Genomic DNA, 19,591 nt, shown 5'->3' with positions numbered 1-19,591 from the left:
ACACTCACGGGTTAGGGTATCATGTTGACCATTCTGCCACATGGCTGCAACAACTACGGTTACTCCGAGTTTTGCTGGTCACCAGGCTTGACGCTATCCGCTGTCAGGATTTGCCTTTACACTACAGCGTGTAAAGTCCTGACAACTTGTATTCAGCCAAACATTGCACTGGATTAAGATGAAAACGATTGAAGTTGATGATGAACTCTATAGCTATATTGCCAGCCACACCAAGCATATTGGCGAGAGCGCATCCGACATTTTACGGCGTATGTTGAAGTTTTCCGCCGCATCACAGCCTGTCACTCCGGTAGTAAAAGAAGTCCGCGCCGTGCAACCTGTCGTGGAAGCCAAGCCGGTCAACCCCGCGAAAGACAAAGTGCGCGCCATGCGTGAACTGCTGCTTTCCGATGAGTATGCGGAACAGAAAAAAGCAGTGAATCGCTTTATGCTGGTGCTGTCTACACTTTACTCACTGGATCAACACGCGTTTGCACAAGCAACAGAATCGTTGCATGGCCGCACGCGCGTCTACTTCGCAGCGGATGAACAGACGTTGCTGAAAAATGGTAATCAAACCAAACCAAAACACGTGCCAGGCACGCCATATTGGGTGATCACCAACACGAATACCGGCCGTAAATGCAGCATGGTTGAACACATCATGCAGTCAATGCAATTCCCCGCGGAGTTGATTGAAAAGGTTTGCGGAACAATTTAATCCTTGCACTAGAAGGACCAGGCAATGGCAATCCACAACCGTGCAGGTCAACCTGCGCAACAGAGTGATTTGATTAATGTCGCCCAGTTAACGGCGCAATACTATGTACTAAAACCGACGGCAGGGAATGCGGAGCACGCGGTGAAGTTCGGTACATCCGGGCATCGCGGTAGTGCGGGTCGTCATAGTTTTAATGAGCCGCATATTCTGGCTATCGCTCAGGCGATTGCCGAAGAACGTGCGAAAAACGGGATTACTGGCCCGTGCTATGTGGGCAAGGATACCCACGCGTTGTCTGAACCGGCATTTATCTCTGTACTGGAAGTGCTGGCGGCGAACGGTGTTGATGTCATCGTGCAGGAAAACAACGGCTTTACGCCAACACCTGCCGTGTCTAATGCTATCCTGGTCCACAATAAAAAAGGCGGTCCGCTGGCTGACGGTATTGTGATCACACCGTCCCATAACCCACCAGAAGACGGCGGAATTAAATACAACCCGCCAAACGGTGGCCCGGCAGATACCAACGTCACCAAAGTTGTAGAAGACAGGGCTAATGCACTGTTGGCTGATGGTCTGAAAGGCGTGAAGCGTATTCCGCTGGATGCCGCACTGGCGTCCGGTCATGTTAAAGAACAAGACCTGGTTCAACCCTTCGTGGAAGGGCTGGCAGATATCGTCGATATGGCAGCAATCCAGAAAGCGGGTCTGACGTTGGGCGTTGATCCACTGGGTGGTTCCGGTATTGAATACTGGAAGCGTATCGCTCAGCACTACAACCTGAATCTGACCCTCGTTAACGATCAGGTCGATCAGACTTTCCGCTTTATGCATCTTGATAAAGACGGCGCCATTCGTATGGACTGCTCTTCCGAATGCGCGATGGCCGGTCTGCTGGCGCTGCGTGACAAGTTCGATTTGGCGTTTGCCAATGACCCGGACTATGACCGTCACGGTATCGTAACGCCTGCTGGGCTGATGAATCCGAACCACTATCTGGCGGTCGCGATCAACTACCTGTTCCAGCATCGCCCGCAGTGGGGCAAAGATGTTGCTGTGGGTAAAACACTGGTGTCCTCCGCGATGATCGATCGTGTGGTAAACGACCTGGGACGTAAACTGGTCGAAGTGCCGGTGGGGTTCAAATGGTTCGTTGACGGTCTGTTCGACGGTAGCTTTGGTTTCGGCGGCGAAGAAAGTGCGGGTGCATCTTTCCTGCGTTTCGACGGTACACCGTGGTCCACTGACAAAGATGGCATCATCATGTGCCTGCTGGCAGCGGAAATTACGGCAGTGACAGGCAAGAACCCGCAAGAACATTACAACGAACTGGCGGCGCGCTTTGGTGCACCGAGCTATAACCGAATTCAGGCTGGAGCCACCTCCGCGCAGAAAGCTGCGTTGTCTAAGCTCTCTCCGGAAATGGTTAGCGCCAGCACGCTGGCGGGGGATCCCATCACTGCGCGTCTGACAGCAGCGCCAGGTAACGGCGCATCGATTGGCGGACTGAAGGTTATGACTGACAACGGTTGGTTTGCCGCACGCCCGTCAGGTACCGAAGACGCTTACAAGATCTACTGCGAAAGCTTCCTGGGTGAAGAACATCGCAAGCAGATTGAGAAAGAAGCTGTTGAGATTGTCAGCGAAGTGTTGAAGAACGCATAAGTACAATTTGTGTGCCGGGCGGTGCGACGTTTGCCCGGCCTACAAAAGCGATCGTAGGCCCGGTAAGCGCTAGCGCCACCGGGCTTTTTTATCGGGCTTTAACTGTGATTATTTTTCAGTTCAAAGCGCGGTGATACCAGGCCATACAGCGTCCAGCCGAGGAAGGTCACGATAGAACCATAAAGCATCGCTTCTTCGCCAGAGGAGTAGAGCGCATAGAAGCTGTACAATGCGCCAATAAACGCCACAAAGTTTGCCGGTTTCGCTTTCGATGACGGAACATTCGCCATCTTCTGAATAATAACCAGTGCGGCCATCGACAGAATATACGGAATGATGTTCGTCACGACCGCCAGGTTGACCAGCACGTTGAACTGACTGTTCAGCGACGGGCTGATGGTCATCAGCGATAAACCACTCTGGATTATTACGATTGCCAGCATCCCCTGAACCGGCGCGTCTACTTTGGTCACGCGGGAGAAGATTTTCGGGAAGTAACCACTATCAGCCGACGATTTGAATACCTGGGCGATAGTGAACTGCCAACCCAGCAGTGAACCGCAGCAGGACATCACCATCAGCGCCATGATCACTTTACCGACTTCCGGGGTGAACATTTGTGCAAAGGCTAAACCGAACGGCGCAGTAGAGTTAGCCAGGTCCATATTCGGCACAATCCCCGCTATCACGTTGGTTGAGACGACATAAATCACAGCTGCTCCTAACGTACCGCCGAGTACTGCAATCGGCACGTTGCGTTCCGGGTTTTCGACCACTTCGGCGTTGGCGCAGGCGGATTCCAGACCCAGGAAAGCCCACAAAGTCATCGCAATGGAAGAACCTACCGCCGTGAAGAATGGTACGTGATGTGGATTCCAGGAGTTAGCATACAGTGTCGGACTGAACCAGAACCAGCCGATGATGCACAGACCGACAACCGGAATAATGACGCCCCAGACGGTGATGCTGCTGATTTGTCCGGTAATACGCGCACCGCCAAAGTTGGCGACGGTACAGATCCACAGCACGCCGATGGTTGCCAGGCCAATCTGCACAGGTGTCAGTGCGGCACCAAACAGTTCGGTACCGTAACCCACGGCAGAGATTGCGATGGCTACGTTGGCAATTAATAGTGAAACGCCATAGGTGTAGTTCGCCATAAAATTACCGGATTTGCCAAAGGCGTATTCCGCGTAACCGCCCATACCACCGGATTTGCGACTGAACATACCGCATTTTGCGAAGGCCCAGGCCAGCGCCATTGAACCGACAGCAGTAACCAGCCACGAAATGATCGAGATGGTGCCGACTTCCGCAAGTTTGGTGGGCAGCATGATTATTCCCGATCCCATCATATTAACCATGGTCAGGATGGTGAGCTGGACGACGCCCATTTTATTGGATTTGGCTTTGCTCATAACATTTCCCCTTTCAACAGAGCGTGTTGCGCGCTTTGTTGCTTGATTACGTAGCACCACACCTGTTTACGACCATCGTGCTCTTCGATGTAGACCCCCTGGAGTTCAGGCGCAAAACCCGGAAGCAAATTGATCCCTTCTTCCAGCGCGCTGAAGTAACGTAATACTGAACCGCCCCAGATTTCACCCGGAACCACACACAGCACACCCGGAGGATAAGGAAGCGCGCCTTCCGCCGCGATACGACCTTCAGCGTCCGGTAGACGCACCAGTTCAACTTCACCACGCAGATATGCATAGTTGGCATCCTGGGGATTCATGCTGACGTGCGGGAAATGTGCCTTACGGAACATCTCTTTCTGTAACTGCTTCACGTTGTGGCGGGCGTACAAATCGTGCATTTCCTGACACAGCTGGCGCAGACTGTAACCGGCGTAGCGGGCTTCGTGCTGTTTGTAGATCGAAGGCAGAACGTCGGCCAACGGAGCATCAGCTTCCAGCAGTTTTTCGAAACGCACCAGCAGAGCGACAAGCTGCTGTAGCTTCGCCATATCTTCTGCTGGGGTCAGCAGGAACAGGATGGAGTTGAGGTCACATTTTTCGGGCACCACACCATTTTCGCGCAAGAAGTTAGCCAGAATGGTGGCCGGAACGCCGAAAGTGTCATACTCGCCATCACGTGCATTGATCCCTGGTGTGGTGAGCAGCAATTTGCATGGATCCACAAAGTACTGGTGTTCGGCATAACCTTCAAAGGCATGCCAGTGTTCTCCTGGGACAAAGTGGAAGAAACGGAGGTCGCTGGCGATTTCAGTCGTGGGATAAGCTTGCCACGGTTTGCCCGCGACCATCTCAGGTACAAATGGGCGGATATGGTGGCAGTTTTCCAGGATCAGTTTGCGAGCATCGATGCCATTTACGACGCAATCCATCCACATGTTGCGTCCGCTGACGCCTTCATGCATTTTGGCGTTGATATCCAGCGCGGCAAACAGCGGATAAAACGGGCTGGTGGAGGCGTGCATCATGAACGCATTATTCATTCGTTTATGGGGCACGTAGCGAGACTGGCCTTTGATGTGGCTGTCTTTTTTGTGGATTTGCGAAGTCTGAGAGAAACCCGCCTGTTGTTTGTGCACCGACTGGGTGACCAGAATGCCGGGGTCGTTTTCGTTGAGATCCAGCAACAGCGGAGAGCAATCGGCCATCATTGGGATAAACTGCTCGTAGCCAACCCACGCGGAGTCAAACAGGATGTAGTCGCACAGATGACCAATCTTATCGACCACCTGACGGGCGTTATAGATCGTGCCATCGTAGGTACCTAACTGAATCACGGCCAGACGGAATGGACGCACATCTTTCGAACGTTGAGGCGCAACTTCGTTTACCAGTCCACGTAGATAGCTTTCCTCAAAGCAGTGTGCGTCAATCCCGCCGATAAAGCCGTACGGGTTACGTGCTGTTTCCAGATATATCGGCGTAGCCCCAGCCTGTAATAACGCGCCGTGGTGGTTTGACTTGTGGTTGTTGCGATCGAATAACACCAAATCGCCAGGGGTGAGCAGCGCGTTAAGTACGACTTTATTTGATGAGGACGTCCCGTTTAGTACGAAGTAGGTCTTATCTGCGTTGAAGACTTTGGCTGCATGCTGTTGTGCAATGCAGGGGGCACCTTCATGGATCAGTAGGTCACCCATTGCGACATCGGCATTACACAAATCGGAGCGGAAAAGCGCTTCGCCGAAATATTCGACAAACTGATTACCCGCGGGATGGCGACGGAAAAACTCGCCACCCTGATGACCTGGGCAATCAAAGGCGCTGTTGCCTTGATTGACGTAGTCGACAAGCGCACGAAAGAATGGCGGACGTAACTGCGTTTCATAATGGCTGGCGGCGGTTTCTAACTGCCGACCATAAAAGGCGGTACGGGCTTCATTACATTCGAATACACCAGAGATACGCGGCAGATGTTCAGGTGGAACACGCTCTTCATTTTCGGTGGCGATAAAAACAGGAATCCCATAGCCGGTGGCGTCAATTTCATCGAGTTTTCCACGTTCAACATCATTGATGGATAACACGATAGCAGCAACATCAATAAAATTACTTTCATCGATATTTACACGGGAACGTTGCGTGTAAAAACAATCAGGGCAGGAACGGCTTACGGCAATTTTTAATTCAGACATTTTCATCTCTTTATTTTTAGGTAATAGCAGGTCCTCAATTTCTCAAATGAGAAATTGATAACTCCGGAAAAAAAGCAAAGTCATACCGCTGATAAATAAATCAGTAAATTGCTTTTTTGAAGATGCAATAAACCCTAACCGGTCCGGTCACAGGTAATACAGGGTTATGCAGGGAGAGCACTGCGGATACAGGCGTTAGCCTGCGATACAGATAGTCAGGAAGACCTGTATACTGGAGTGCCCTTAGTCGAGTGACTAACGGGCATTAAAGAAGTGAAAGTCAAAGCTATTACGGTGGGCAAACATCATAATATGCGTTGTTCGCCTTATGTGGGGCATTGTTCGACTATTATTTTCCATTTTAGTTACCTTTACTGGATTAGTGGAAGGTGCGGGTATTTTATCCAGGAAATGGCTGTAAACCGTGAAGATGATCAATAAAAAATGATCATTTCCAAAATATTTAGTCGTCAATTATGCATATCGTGAGATAAGATGCCTTTTTGTTGATTAAATGTTTCATATTTGTGTTTTGTTATTTTGGGCAATGTTTAATTGGCTGCATAATAATTATTATGCAGCAGAGTGAGTAATGAAAATTATATTTATTAATTAATCAAAAAAAATGAATAATAATTCACGGCATAAACCGGTAGCCAATCCCGGTTTCGGTAAGAAAATGGCGTGGGCGAGCCGGATCCAGTTCCAGTTTCTGGCGCAGATGACCCATATAAATACGTAAGTAATGGCTGTGTTCAACGGCATTCGGTCCCCACACCTGATTCAATAACTGGCGTTGGGTCAGCACTTTTCCGGCATTATTGAGTAGTATGGCCAGCAGGCGAAACTCAATTGGCGTCAAATGAACCTCCTCATCCCCGCGATGAACCAGACGCGCGGCAATATCCACCTTTACATCAGAAAATTGCACCACGGGATCAGGGGAGGGGCCGGTAGCGTGGCGTCGCAGTGCAACGCGTAAACGAGCCTGTAGCTCGCCAATGCCGAATGGCTTGCTGAGATAGTCATCGGCACCGGCATCCAGCGCGGCGATTTTATCGCTCTCTTCGCTGCGGGCTGACAGCACGATCACCGGGATCGCGCTCCACTGCCGCAGGTCGCGGATAAAATCAATACCGTCACCGTCCGGAAGACCGAGGTCGAGAATGATGAGATCGGGTTTTCGTGTGGCGGCTTCCAGCAGACCACGTTGCAGCGTTTCCGCTTCATACACACGCAGGCCATCAGCTTCCAGCGCGGTACGCAGAAAGCGACGAATGGCTTGTTCATCTTCAACAATCAGTACGTTTGTCACATATCCTCATGAAAATCTTCAAGTTCAGGGGGCGCTTCCTGCGGCAGTGTAACACGGAAACACGCCCCTCCCTGCGGACGATTATGAGCAGAAATCGTGCCACCGTGCACGTCGACAATCGCCTGACAAATTGCCAGCCCCAATCCCACACCCGGTACCGATGATTCTTTGTTTCCACGGGAAAACTTGTCGAAAATACGTTGTTCCAGGCCGACAGGAATACCGGGCCCGTTGTCCCAAACATCCAGCAGCAGATGCTCGCCGTCGACCTGGGCGTCGATACCGATTTGCGCCTGCGGACCTGCGTATTTGACGGCATTTTCCAGTAGATTGATCAGCACCCGCTCAAAGAGTGGTCCATCAACGTGTATCAGCGTCAACGGCTCCGGAAGTGACAGGTTAATTGGTGTTGCCAGCCCAGGCTCCAACATTTGCAGGGCGCTGCCTACCACTTCTTCCAGCGTTAGCCACTCTTTCTTAAGATTAAAGCCGCCAGACTGGATCCGCGCCATATCCAGCAGATTATTGACCAGTCTGGTGGTATTCAGTACGTGCTGGCGGATCTCGCTGGCCTGGCGCGCGTGTGGCGAACCTTCACTTGCCAGATCCAACGTTAATATCTCCGCCTGACCGAACAGCACCGTCAGCGGCGTGCGTAAATCGTGGGACAGGGCGGCGAGCAGTGCATTGCGAATACTTTCTCGCTCGCTGGCAAAGCGGGCCTGCTCTTCACTGGCCGTCAGAGTCAGGCGCTCCAGCGCACTGGCCACCAGCAGGGTGAAGGTTTCCAGCAGACGTTGCTGTTCCGGGATCATCAGCTGACGCAGGTTTCCTGGCTCCACCACCAGTAGCCCATAGGTTTTATCGGCGCTTTTTAACGGCAAAATTTGATAGGGAACGCCTGGTAATGTGTCGGTGCCGGCACCTGCCATCTGCCCCTTGTCAAAACTCCACTGGGCAATGGCATCATCCCACGGTGTCATACCCTGCTGATGCGTCAGGGGAACCAACTTACCGTTTTCGTCAGGCAATAACACCCGGCTGCGGGCCTGAAACGTCGAGGCAATAAACTGTTCGCTGGTCGCCGCGATATCCTGTTGGCTGCGCCCTACAGCCAGGGCTTTTGACATCTCATACAGGTGCCGCGTTCGTTGCTCACGATAGCGTGCAACCCGGGCCTGATAACGTACCCCCGCGGTCAGATTACCGATAACCAAGCCGACCGTTAGCATCACGGCGAAGGTAAGCAGGTACTGGACGTCAGACACGGCAAGCGTGCCGCGTGGAGCAATAAAGAAGAGATCAAAGCTGGCGACGTTGATAAAAGTGGCTACCACTGACGGCCAGCGCCCGTAGAACAGGGCGATCACCACCACGCCCAGTAGATAGAGCATCACCAGGTTGGCTGCGTCAAATGCAACCAGCCACTGCATGGCAATCAACGTCGTAACAGCACACAATGCAGCAGCGACCACACAACCCTGGATTTGTACTCGCCATTTATCCTTAAAGGTGCGGTTATCCGTGGTTTGTAATGTCTGGCGAGAAGGCGGATCGTCCAATGCGACAATCATCAGGTCAAGATCCGGTGCGCGATGCGCCAGCTTGTCTGCAAAGGAATCGCTGCGCCACCAGCGACGGGTGGTCGGACGCCCAAGCACAATTTTCCCCAGGTTGTGTTCCCGGGCATAACGGACAACGGCTTTATCTTCGGCAGGGTCGGAGAGCGTGGCGGTTTCTGCCCCCAGTTCCTGTGCCAGTCGCAGCGCGCTTAAGATTGCCCGCCGCTGTTTTTCAGGTAGCCGGTGTAGCGCAGGTGTTTCAACATATACCGCATGCCAGACGCTGCCGAGACGTGCCGCCAGGCGTGCAGCGGCGCGCACCAGTTTCTCGCTGCCGGTGTTGTGTCCAATACACAGTAAAATGGCATCGCGGGTATGCCAGACTTTTTCTTCTCCTGGACGCCCCCGCCAGGCACGCATCTGCTCGTCTACCCGATCGGCGGTGCGTCGCAGAGCCAGTTCGCGCAGCGCTATCAAATTACCTTTGCGGAAGAAATGCTCGATTGCACGCTCTGCCTGACCGGCAATATAGACCTTGCCTTCGTTCAGGCGCTGACGCAAATCGTCGGGGGGGAGATCGACCAGTACCACATCGTCAGCGGCATCGAAAAACGGGTCAGGAACAGTTTCGCGCACCTGAATACCGGTGACGCCGCTGACCACATCATTCAGGCTTTCCAGATGCTGAACGTTAACGGTGGTAAAAACATCAATCCCGGCTTCCAGGAGTTCTTCAATATCTTGCCAGCGGCGGGGGTGGCGTGAGCCTGGCGCATTGCTGTGCGCCAGTTCGTCCATCAAAATCAGCGCAGGGCGGCGGGCGAGGGCGGCATCAAGATCGAATTCGCTGATATGCCGCCCACGGTGTGCCTGACGTTTCAACGGGAGTACGGTGAGACCGTCCAGTAGTGCGGCGGTCTCCTTGCGCCCGTGGGTTTCCACCACACCAATCAGCACATCCAACCCCTGCGACCGTAGCCGTTGTGCCTCCGCCAGCATGGCCCAGGTTTTCCCTACGCCCGCACAGGCGCCAAAGAAAATTTTCAGTTTTCCCCGGTGTGGCGCGGTGGTCTGCTCCAGCAGGCGATCGGGGTTGGGACGTAGGGGTTCGCTATGCATGTCCTTTTTCTCAGTGCTTATCCAGCGCTAAATTAAGTTCCACCAGGTTCACTACCGGCTGACCGATGAAACTGACCAGCGGTTTTTGCGTATAGTGTGCAACCAACTGCGTAACCTCTTCAACGCTGAGGTTGCGGGCTTGTGCCACGCGGGGAATTTGCCAGGCGACCGCATCGGGGGTCAGGTTATTGTCCAGACCACTGGCGGACGCTGTGACCAGCTCCACGGGAACAACAGGGCTAGCCTGTGGATTAGCCGCACGCAGTGCGGCAATCCGGCTTTGCAGTTGCTTATCCAGCTCCGGGTTGCTCGCTGCCAGGTTGCTGCCACCCGAAGCCATTGGATTATAGGGTACTTCTGCCGTTGCCGACGGGCGTCCATGAAAATAACCCGCGGCGGTAAAATTTTGTCCGATCAGTTCAGAGCCGCGAATTATCTGACCCTCACGCAGAAGTGACCCGTTAGCCTGGTGGGGGAACCACCACTGCCCCAGTGCGGTGGTTAGCAGCGGATAAACACCGCCGGTGATAAGCATCAGGAAAAGCAATGTTGATAATGCAGGACGTAATCCACTCATCTGAAACCTCACACCAGACCCAGCAGGGTCAGCAGTAAATCAATGACTTTGATACCCATAAACGGCACAACCAGGCCGCCCAGACCGTAGATCCACAGATTGCGACGCAGCATGGCGGAAGCGGATAACGGCTTATAGCTCACCCCCTTCAGCGCCAGTGGGATCAGGAAGACAATCACCAACGCATTGAAGATGACGGCGCTCAGGATCGCCGAATCCGGCGAATGCAGTCGCATGACGTTCAGTGCGTTAAGCTGCGGGTAAGTTGCGGCGAACGCAGCCGGGATGATGGCGAAATATTTCGCAACGTCGTTGGCGATACTAAAGGTGGTCAGCGACCCGCGCGTCATCAGCATCTGTTTACCAATGTGCACCACTTCAATCAGCTTGGTGGGGTTAGAGTCGAGATCCACCATGTTGCCCGCTTCCTTCGCGGCCTGGGTCCCGGAGTTCATCGCGACCGCGACATCGGCCTGCGCCAGTGCCGGGGCGTCGTTGGTTCCGTCACCAGTCATCGCCACCAAACGACCTTCCGCCTGATACTGGCGGATCAGTGCCAGCTTGGCTTCCGGTGTCGCTTCTGCCAAAAAGTCATCCACTCCTGCCTCTGCGGCGATTGCTGCAGCAGTCAGGCGGTTGTCGCCGGTGATCATCACCGTTTTGATGCCCATTTTGCGCAGCTGGGCAAAACGTTCTTTAATCCCACCTTTGACAATATCTTTCAGGGCTATCACGCCCAGCACCCGTGAACCTTCAGCAACGACCAGCGGCGTCGCGCCAAGGCGAGCAACGTTTTCGACTTTCTGCTCCACATCGGCAGGGAAGTGGCCGCCGTTGGCTTCGACGTGACGACGAATAGCATCTACGGAGCCTTTGCGGATCATCCGGTTGTCGATGTTGATACCGCTCATCCGGCTTTGCGCGGTAAACGGCACAAAGGTGGCATGGAGCGACTGTACGTCACGTATACGCAGGTTAAAGCGTTGTTTAGCCAGGACAACGATGCTGCGGCCTTCCGGCGTTTCGTCGGCCAGTGATGAAAGCTGTGCCGCGTCGGCCAGTGTTTTTTCGTCCACGCCCTGGGCGGGCAGAAAATCAGAGGCCTGACGGTTCCCCAGCGTGATGGTGCCGGTTTTATCCAACAGCAGTACATCGACGTCACCAGCCGCTTCTACCGCACGTCCGCTGGTGGCGATAACGTTCGCACCCAGCATGCGGCTCATCCCGGCGACGCCAATCGCGGAAAGCAGCCCACCGATCGTGGTGGGGATCAAACAGACCAGCAGGGCAACCAGTACCGTGACGCTGACCGCACTGCCGCCCCAGGCAGAGAACGGCCACAGCGTGGCGGTTGCCAGCAGAAAGACGATAGTCAGGGCAATCAGCAGGATCGTCAGCGCGATTTCATTTGGCGTTTTACGTCGCTGCGCGCCTTCTACCATGGCAATCATTCGATCGAGGAATGTTTCTCCGGGATTGACGCTACACTCGATCACCAGCCAGTCCGAGAGAATGCGTGTCCCGCCAGTGACGGAGGCAAAATCGCCGCCGGATTCACGGATCACAGGCGCGGATTCACCGGTAATGGCGCTTTCATCCACCGAGGCGCCGCCTTCGATAACTTCGCCGTCACAAGGGATAATATCGCCAGCTTCCACCAGCACGATATCGCCTTTGCGTAGCTCTTCGGCCGGCACGTGATCCATTTGCGCGCCATATTTCGGTTCACGAAGTTTGCGGGCAAAGGCGGTTTTTTTGACCCCTTTCAGGCTGTTGGCCTGCGCTTTACTACGCCCTTCAGCCAGCGCTTCCGCAAAGTTAGCGAACAGAACGGTCACCCACAGCCAGAGGCTTATCGCGCCGGTAAACAGTGGATTACCTGACATATGGCCTGTCGCCATCGCTACCGTTAACAGGGTGGTCAGCAGGCTGCCCAGCCAGACGATAAACATCACCGGGTTACGCCACTGAGTATGTGGACTTAATTTTTTCACGGCGTCCATCAGCGCTTGTACGACCAGAGAAGGTTCGAACAGTGCCAGTTGCTTGCGACTCATAACAATGTGCTCCGCATCGCTCAACGTAAAGAGAGGTATTCTGCGACCGGGCCAAGCGCCAGCGCAGGAACAAAGGTGAGGGCGCCAACCAGCAACACCGTACCGATCAACAATCCAACAAACAGCGCACCGTGGGTAGGTAGCGTGCCGGGACTTGCTGGCTGACTCTTTTTACCGACCAGCGAACCGGCAATCGCCATCACCGGGATAATGACGCCGAAGCGGCCGAAGAACATGCACGCGGCCAGCAGGCTGTTCCAGAATGGACTGTTGGCACTTAATCCGGCAAAAGCGCTACCGTTGTTATTGGCGGCAGACGAGACCGCGTACAGCACCTCGCTAAAACCATGTGGCCCAGGATTGAGCATGGCGCTACGCCCGGCATCGCTCATCATGGCTATCGCTGTCCCAAGCAGCACCAGCGCAGGGGTAACCAGAATCGCCAGCGCGGTCATTTTCATTTCACGGACATCGATTTTTTTACCCAGATATTCCGGGGTACGGCCAATCATCAGTCCGGCGATAAAGACCGCCAGCAGCACGAACAGCAGCATGCCGTACAACCCTGACCCCACACCGCCGAACACCACTTCGCCAATCTGCATCAACCACATTGGCACCATGCCACCCAGCGCAGTGAAGGAGTCATGCATAGCGATGACTGCGCCACAGGACGCTGCCGTCGTGACGACTGCAAACAGACTGCTGACCAGCACGCCAAAGCGGCTCTCTTTACCTTCCATGTTGATATTGCTGTCTGCGCCAAACGCCATCAGATGTGAATTACCCTGAACCTCAGCCCACATCACGACCGCCACGCAAACAACAAAAATGAGCGACATAGCCCATAGCAAGGTGCGTCCCTGTCGGCGATCGCCCACGACGTCGCCAAAGGCGAAACACAGCGCCGTGGGAATTAAGAAGATGGCCAACATCTGTACCATGTTGGTCAGCGCGGTTGGGTTTTCAAACGGATGTGAGGAGTTGGCATTAAAAAAGCCACCGCCGTTGGTACCGAGCATCTTAATGGCCTCTTGTGAGGCGACCGGTCCCATCGGCAGCAGTTGTTTTGCCCCTTCAAGCGTGGTGATCGCCTGATAAGGCAGCAGGTTTTGCAGCGTACCTTGCTGGATGAAAAACAGCGCGATGAGTAGAGAAATCGGCAGTAATATCCACAATGTGATGCGTACCAGATCCACCCAGGCGTTCCCCAGCGTGTTCATACTCTGGCGCGTAAAGGCGCGAGCCAGGGCAAAGATCACCGCAATACCTGTCGCCGCAGACAGGAAATTCTGCACAGTCAGGCCGGCCATCTGGCTGAAGTAGCTTAAAGTGGTTTCACCCGCATAGGACTGCCAGTTGGTGTTGGTCACAAAACTAACAGCAGTATTGAGCGCGAGATCCCACGATAGCCCCGGCAACTGTTGCGGATTTAGCGGTAGCAGGTTTTGCGCCATCAACATCGCAAACAGTATCAGCAGACCGAAGATATTAAGTGCGAGGATCGCCAGCAAATAGTGCAGCCAGGTCATTTCCTGCTGCGAAATACCCAGCCCACGCCACAGCACACGCTCAACGCCTGCAAGGCCGGGTAAGGATGTATTGTTGATAAGACGCGCCAGCCCAAAGCCCAGCGGCCTGGCGATAACAAACAGCACCAGCAGGAAACTGGCGAGGAGTAAAAATCCTTGCGCTGCCATCAGAACGCCTCCGCATTAATCAAGGCATACACCAGATAACCCAGTAATAAAAAGACCAGCACAATGCCGGTTATCACGCCTGCACTCACAGTGCACCTCCCGTGGCATAAATGTGATAACCAGAGCGTAGGTTTTTGGTTGCAAAGATTTCGCAAAAATCTGCGGGCGGGGTGTAAAAAAAGTATAAAAATGGCAAAGACCATTATTTAACTAATGATTAGTATTAATTTAACTTTTATGTAACTTACTTACGAATTTAAGTTAAACGGAGCATCAATAGATAAAAATAAGTGGTCGGATGAGTAGCAAAATTACACACAAAGCGGTATTATTTTCACCAGTTAACCAAGTTTATTTTTCCGGTGCGATTCACCGAACAGATATATGGGAGAGGATTATGGACTTTTATAAAGAATATCCAGCACACATTGTTTTCTTGCGCCGTACCTTTGCCGTACTGGCTGGTGTTCTGGCGCTGCCGGTCATGCTGTTCTGGAAAGACCGTGCCCGTTTTTACAGCTACCTGCATCGCGTCTGGTCGAAAACCAGTGATAAGCCGGTGTGGATGGAGCAGGCTGAAAAAGCCACCTGCGATTTCTACTAAGTTACCGTTCAGGTTCAAAAAAACCGCCAACAGCAATGTGGCGGTTTTTTTATACGTCGCAGTCTACACTTATCTGTGTAACGGATAAGGAGTGGCGATGAGCAAGAGAATTTCTGTTGGTATCCGCGCCTGTCTGACCACAGAAGCGAACGATAAATTTCTGTTTGACGAGAATACACTGGTACGTATTTATGCCTTGCATGAATTGCACCGACTGCGCCAGAGCGGATTATCACGTGGCGCATTGATTGATTTTCACACCCGTTACAAGCTGGTGTTACTGGCACACTCCCAACCGGAGTATCGTGAACTCGGCCCTTTTGTGGCCGCAATCCACGAATGGGCAAGCCTCGATGCTTTTTATACGGAGTACCGTTTGCGGTTGATTCATCTGCTGTTTAATAACGCGACCCGACGCAACCATACCAATGTCCTGATGCATGTGCAGGGTTATTTCCGTAACCAACTCAATCTTCGTCAACGTCAGGAACTGACCTCAATAATCGATAACTATCGACGTGAGATGCAGCCGCTGCTTGCGCCATTGATGCTCCTCCAACACTATATGACGGAACACCCGAACAGTTGGTTGTCCGGGCAACGTTACTTTGAACTCTGGCCTGCGATTCTGCGTTTACACGGCAAAGCTTAATTTTTATTCGGGAGTTTTATGACCACTCATCTGGTCTGGTTTCGGCGAGATTTACGTCTGCATGACAATCTTGCGCTGGCAGCGGCATGTCGGGATCGTTCGGCGCGGGTATTGGCGTTATATATTGCCACGCCCGCACAGTGGAAAGCGCATGATATGTCACCGCGTCAGGCGGCGTTTATCAGCAAGCAGTTGAATGCGCTGCAAACGGCGCTGGCAGAAAAAGGCATCCCGCTGCTGGTTTATGACGTCGGGGATTTCACCGCCAGCGTAGAGAGAGTCAAAAATGTCTGCGCACAGCATGACGTTAGCCGACTGTTTTATAACTATCAGTACGAAATCAACGAACGCCAGCGCGATGCTCAGGTAGAAAAATCATTACCGCAGGTGGTGTGTGAGGGCTTTGACGATAGCGTAATCCTGGCACCGGGCGCGGTAATGACCGGGAATCATGAGATGTATAAAGTCTTTACGCCGTTTAAAAATGCCTGGCTGAAGCGGTTAAAAGACAGTATCCCAGAGTGTGTTGCGGCACCAAAAGCCCGCGAAAGCGGCGCAATTCCCTCCCCACCAACGCCAATTACGCTTAACTATCCACAGCAGGATTTTGATGTGGCGCTTTTCCCGGTAGAAGAAAAATCGGTTATCGCGCAATTACGTCAGTTTTGCCAGCAGGGGGCGGCAGAATACGAACAACAACGTGATTTCCCGGCCAATGAAGGTACCAGTCGGTTGTCTGCAAGCCTTGCCACCGGCGGGCTATCACCGCGCCAGTGTCTGCACCGTTTGTTAGTCGAGCAACCGCAGGCGCTAGAGGGAGGCGCCGGGAGCGTTTGGTTAAACGAGCTCATCTGGCGCGAATTTTATCGCCATCTACTGACGTACTATCCCGCGCTGTGTCGGCATCACCCCTTTATTCGCTGGACTGATCGTGTGCAATGGCAAAATAACGTGACGCATTTTCAGGCGTGGCAGACGGGGAATACAGGGTATCCCATCGTAGATGCGGCGATGCGCCAGCTTAACGGCACAGGGTGGATGCATAATCGTTTACGCATGATCGCGGCTAGCTTTTTGGTGAAAGACCTGCTGATTGACTGGCGACAAGGTGAGCAGTATTTCATGTCACAACTGATCGACGGTGATCTGGCGGCGAATAATGGTGGCTGGCAGTGGGCTGCGTCTACCGGAACGGATGCTGCGCCGTATTTCCGTATTTTTAATCCCACCACGCAGGGGGAGAAATTCGACCGTGATGGTGACTTTATCCGCCAATGGGTACCGGAATTACGTGATGTACCGGGAAAAGCCATTCACGAACCGTGGACGTGGGCGGAAAAAATGCAGGTGACACTCAATTATCCTCGTCCGATTGTCGATCATAAGCAGGCAAGGTTAGCCACGCTGGCAGCATATCAGGCAGCGAGTCATTCGTAATCGCCGGATAAAAACAGGCCCGGGACATAGAACATCGTCGGGCCCGTAAACTCAGGGCTCTACCGCGAGCGGACGGTTTTTAAATTTGAGGGATTGATATAACCAAATCAACAGCACCAGCGCCACACAGGCCAGCGCGCCCCAGGTAATTTCGCTAAAGACATCAATATAGGCGTTGATGGAATAGTTGATGGCACCGCTTGCATCAAACGCACCCTGTGATGTCTGGTCGGCAATCACCCCCGCCAGGTAGTTGGCAATAGCCCCGGAAAGCAGCATATAGATGCCGGTGAGTACGCCGGTTACCCCCGGAATTTCAATGCGTGTAATTTGTGACATGGCGACAGGGTCGATAAACAGTTCGGCGAAACCCATAACGGCCAGCCCTAAAACCATCAGCGGCATGGAGGAGTGCCCATATGCGGCGGACCAGCGGGCGCTTAAAGTCAGAATACAGAAACCAGCACTCATTAATCCCAGGCCGAGAGCAAACTTACCCCAGATACGAACGGTACGATTGCCACTCACGCTTTCTTTGACCACCCAGGCCAGCACGATGCCGCACAACATGACGGCGAAGGCGTTTACTGACTGGAACATGGCAGTAGGGACTGAATATCCCATCACGTCGCGATTAACAAAGCGGTCGATATACAGGCTGATGGAACTCCCTCCCTGCTGTGCAAAGGCCCAGAACAACAAGCTGAAGAAGGTCAGGGTAACGATCAGACCCAGTTCTTTACGCTGCTTCTGCGTTTGCGCCTGACGGTAGATTTTTGCCAGAACGGCCAAACCAATGACGGTGGCGACAATCAGCGCGTACACGGACCACTCTTTCCAGAACAGGACAGTAATGAAAAGTGGTGCGGCGACCAGCAGAACCAGCAGCCAGGCCCAGTTCGGCAGAATGAACGATTTGGCACACAGCACGGCTTTGTTGACGCCGGTGGTGTGAGCAAAATGACGATTCCCGCATAAGAAAATGACCAGCCCGGCCAGCATACCGATAGCGGCCAGCGCAAAGCCCATTGCCCAACTGTACTCTTCCTGCACATAGCCGCAGGCGATAGGGGCAATAATTGAACCAATGTTACCGGCAGCATAGAGCAGAGAGAATCCGCCGTCACGGCGCGGATCTTCTGGTTTATACAATTCACCCAGCAGGCAACTGATGTTGGATTTAAACAAACCGTAGCCACAGACAATAATGGCCAGAGATAAGTAGAGAAACGCCGGAGCCATTTCACTGGCACCCAGGACCAGATGTCCCACTGCCATCAGAAATGCGCCAATCATTACTGCCATCCGGTTACCGAGCACTTTATCCGCCAGGTATCCCCCGAGAATCGGCGTGACATACACCAGTGAACAGTAAGCACTGAACAGTTCATACGCGTGGTTATCGTTGTACTTAAGCTGGTTAGTGAGATACAGGATCAGCAGTGCACGCATGCCATAAAAACTGAAGTATTCCCAAATTTGCAGCGCGACGACGTAATAAATCGCGCGCGGCTGAGATGCTTGTTTATTCATTATTTTCTCGAAGTAAATGCCTCACGACGGAAGGAACGTGCCGTGTGAGTGTGTTTCCTTAAAGTTGTCACTTTGATACAGATCTGATTATTTTTGCAATATGCTGTCTGATTGCATAAATATACATGAATACGATCTCGTGGTGGTAAGCAATTTACGTTTACAGGCCGCGTGATTGTTTCTTGATGTGTCAGCGAAATGGCTATCGACGAACGGAGGTGAGGACGCTATTTTAACTGAAGCTGTATTGCTGATTGAGCAGGCAGAATTTATGACAACGAGGACGATGATGAAAAACACCGAGCTGGAACAACTGATTAACGACAAGCTGAACAGCGGAGCCATAAGCGACTATGCACCGAACGGTTTGCAGGTTGAGGGCAAAGAAACGGTGCAAAAAATCGTGACCGGCGTAACCGCAAGCCAGGCATTACTGGATGAAGCTGTTCGCCTTGGGGCCGATGCGGTCATCGTTCATCATGGTTATTTCTGGAAGGGCGAATCTCCGGTTATTCGCGGCATGAAGCGCCGGCGTCTGAAAACGCTGCTGGAAAACGACATCAACCTGTATGGCTGGCATCTGCCATTGGATGCCCACCCCGAACTGGGGAATAACGCACAGCTGGCCGCGCTGTTGGGTATCACTGTGATGGGGGAGATAGAGCCTCTGGTACCGTGGGGGGAACTCTCCATGCCAGTTCCTGGGCTGGAACTGGCATCCTGGATTGAAGCGCGTCTGGGACGTAAACCGTTATGGTGCGGCGATACCGGGCCTGAAAACGTTCAGCGTGTTGCCTGGTGTACGGGGGGCGGTCAAAGTTTCATTGATAGCGCGGCCCGTTTTGGTGTTGATGCCTTTATTACCGGGGAAGTTTCTGAACAAACCATTCACTCTGCCCGCGAGCAGGGACTGCATTTCTATGCTGCCGGTCACCATGCTACCGAACGCGGCGGTATTCGTGCATTGAGCGAATGGCTGAATGAAAATACCGATCTGGATGTGACGTTCGTCGACATCCCTAACCCAGCCTGATAA

16 protein-coding genes are annotated in these 19,591 nt (G+C 53.0%); 6 read left to right on the top strand and 10 right to left on the bottom strand.

Features of this window, described 5'->3' with window-relative positions:
* Window positions 1-178: 178 nt before the first annotated feature.
* Together seqA and pgm are read left to right on the top strand one after the other, a co-directional pair.
* The gene (gene seqA / locus ACLJXE_RS15525; protein ID WP_271441588.1) at window positions 179-721 is read left to right on the top strand and encodes a replication initiation negative regulator SeqA; all 543 of its coding nucleotides are present in this window, start codon (window positions 179-181) and stop codon (window positions 719-721) included.
* 24 nt (window positions 722-745) lie between these two features.
* Entirely contained in the window at window positions 746-2,386 is a 1,641-nt protein-coding gene (pgm, locus tag ACLJXE_RS15520) for a phosphoglucomutase (alpha-D-glucose-1,6-bisphosphate-dependent) (RefSeq protein WP_101742411.1), read from the top strand.
* A gap of 98 nt (window positions 2,387-2,484) precedes the next feature.
* On the opposite strand, the gene potE is transcribed toward pgm, so the two are convergent.
* The 9 genes from potE to kdpF form a co-directional block, all read right to left on the bottom strand.
* Window positions 2,485-3,804, bottom strand: a complete 1,320-nt coding sequence (gene potE, locus ACLJXE_RS15515; protein ID WP_410751331.1) for a putrescine-ornithine antiporter — start codon at window positions 3,802-3,804, stop codon at window positions 2,485-2,487.
* Window positions 3,801-5,999 (bottom strand): ornithine decarboxylase SpeF, encoded by a 2,199-nt coding sequence (speF, locus tag ACLJXE_RS15510; protein WP_410751330.1) that lies wholly within the window; start codon window positions 5,997-5,999, stop codon window positions 3,801-3,803. The genes potE and speF overlap by 4 nt, the downstream gene beginning before the upstream one ends.
* A gap of 255 nt (window positions 6,000-6,254) precedes the next feature.
* Entirely contained in the window at window positions 6,255-6,359 is a 105-nt protein-coding gene (gene speFL, locus ACLJXE_RS15505; protein ID WP_114149115.1) for a leader peptide SpeFL, read from the bottom strand.
* Between the two features lie 277 nt (window positions 6,360-6,636).
* The gene (kdpE, locus tag ACLJXE_RS15500) at window positions 6,637-7,314 is read right to left on the bottom strand and encodes a two-component system response regulator KdpE (RefSeq protein WP_271442195.1); all 678 of its coding nucleotides are present in this window, start codon (window positions 7,312-7,314) and stop codon (window positions 6,637-6,639) included.
* Window positions 7,311-9,995, bottom strand: coding sequence for a two-component system sensor histidine kinase KdpD (kdpD, locus tag ACLJXE_RS15495; RefSeq protein WP_410751329.1), 2,685 nt, complete (start codon window positions 9,993-9,995; stop codon window positions 7,311-7,313). Before kdpD ends, kdpE begins: the two co-directional genes overlap by 4 nt.
* 10 nt (window positions 9,996-10,005) lie before the next feature.
* Window positions 10,006-10,572, bottom strand: a complete 567-nt coding sequence (gene kdpC, locus ACLJXE_RS15490; RefSeq protein WP_271454911.1) for a potassium-transporting ATPase subunit KdpC — start codon at window positions 10,570-10,572, stop codon at window positions 10,006-10,008.
* A gap of 8 nt (window positions 10,573-10,580) precedes the next feature.
* Window positions 10,581-12,629, bottom strand: a complete 2,049-nt coding sequence (gene kdpB / locus ACLJXE_RS15485) for a potassium-transporting ATPase subunit KdpB (protein ID WP_286628342.1) — start codon at window positions 12,627-12,629, stop codon at window positions 10,581-10,583.
* Between the two features lie 20 nt (window positions 12,630-12,649).
* Complete coding sequence (gene kdpA / locus ACLJXE_RS15480; RefSeq protein ID WP_410751328.1) at window positions 12,650-14,329, bottom strand: potassium-transporting ATPase subunit KdpA; 1,680 nt, start codon at window positions 14,327-14,329, stop codon at window positions 12,650-12,652.
* Window positions 14,329-14,418, bottom strand: a complete 90-nt coding sequence (gene kdpF, locus ACLJXE_RS15475; RefSeq protein WP_001670793.1) for a K(+)-transporting ATPase subunit F — start codon at window positions 14,416-14,418, stop codon at window positions 14,329-14,331. Before kdpF ends, kdpA begins: the two co-directional genes overlap by 1 nt.
* Window positions 14,419-14,726: 308 nt before the next feature.
* Here kdpF and ACLJXE_RS15470 point away from each other — a divergent pair, with 308 nt between their 5' ends.
* The 3 genes from ACLJXE_RS15470 to phrB all read left to right on the top strand — a co-directional run bounded on the left by ACLJXE_RS15470 (window position 14,727) and on the right by phrB (window position 17,022).
* Window positions 14,727-14,933: a YbfA family protein gene (locus tag ACLJXE_RS15470; RefSeq protein WP_005122569.1), complete on the top strand. Its 207-nt coding sequence runs from the start codon at window positions 14,727-14,729 to the stop codon at window positions 14,931-14,933.
* A 97-nt stretch (window positions 14,934-15,030) separates the two neighbouring features.
* A complete protein-coding gene (locus ACLJXE_RS15465; protein WP_005122568.1) occupies window positions 15,031-15,585 on the top strand; it encodes a DUF1722 domain-containing protein in 555 nt (184 codons plus the stop codon).
* A gap of 18 nt (window positions 15,586-15,603) precedes the next feature.
* Window positions 15,604-17,022 (top strand): deoxyribodipyrimidine photo-lyase, encoded by a 1,419-nt coding sequence (phrB, locus tag ACLJXE_RS15460; protein ID WP_286628340.1) that lies wholly within the window; start codon window positions 15,604-15,606, stop codon window positions 17,020-17,022.
* Between the two features lie 51 nt (window positions 17,023-17,073).
* On the opposite strand, the gene dtpD is transcribed toward phrB, so the two are convergent.
* A complete protein-coding gene (gene dtpD, locus ACLJXE_RS15455) occupies window positions 17,074-18,555 on the bottom strand; it encodes a dipeptide permease DtpD (protein ID WP_410751327.1) in 1,482 nt (493 codons plus the stop codon).
* A 289-nt stretch (window positions 18,556-18,844) separates the two neighbouring features.
* Here dtpD and ybgI point away from each other — a divergent pair, with 289 nt between their 5' ends.
* Entirely contained in the window at window positions 18,845-19,588 is a 744-nt protein-coding gene (gene ybgI, locus ACLJXE_RS15450; protein ID WP_410751347.1) for a radiation resistance protein YbgI, read from the top strand.
* Window positions 19,589-19,591 lie beyond the last annotated feature (3 nt).

The organism is Citrobacter sp. U14242 (assembly GCF_046555775.1).
Classification (GTDB): Bacteria; Pseudomonadota; Gammaproteobacteria; order Enterobacterales; family Enterobacteriaceae; genus Citrobacter.
The sequence above is the reverse complement of the archived record's forward strand: the minus strand, read 5'-3'. Positions and strand labels throughout refer to the sequence as shown.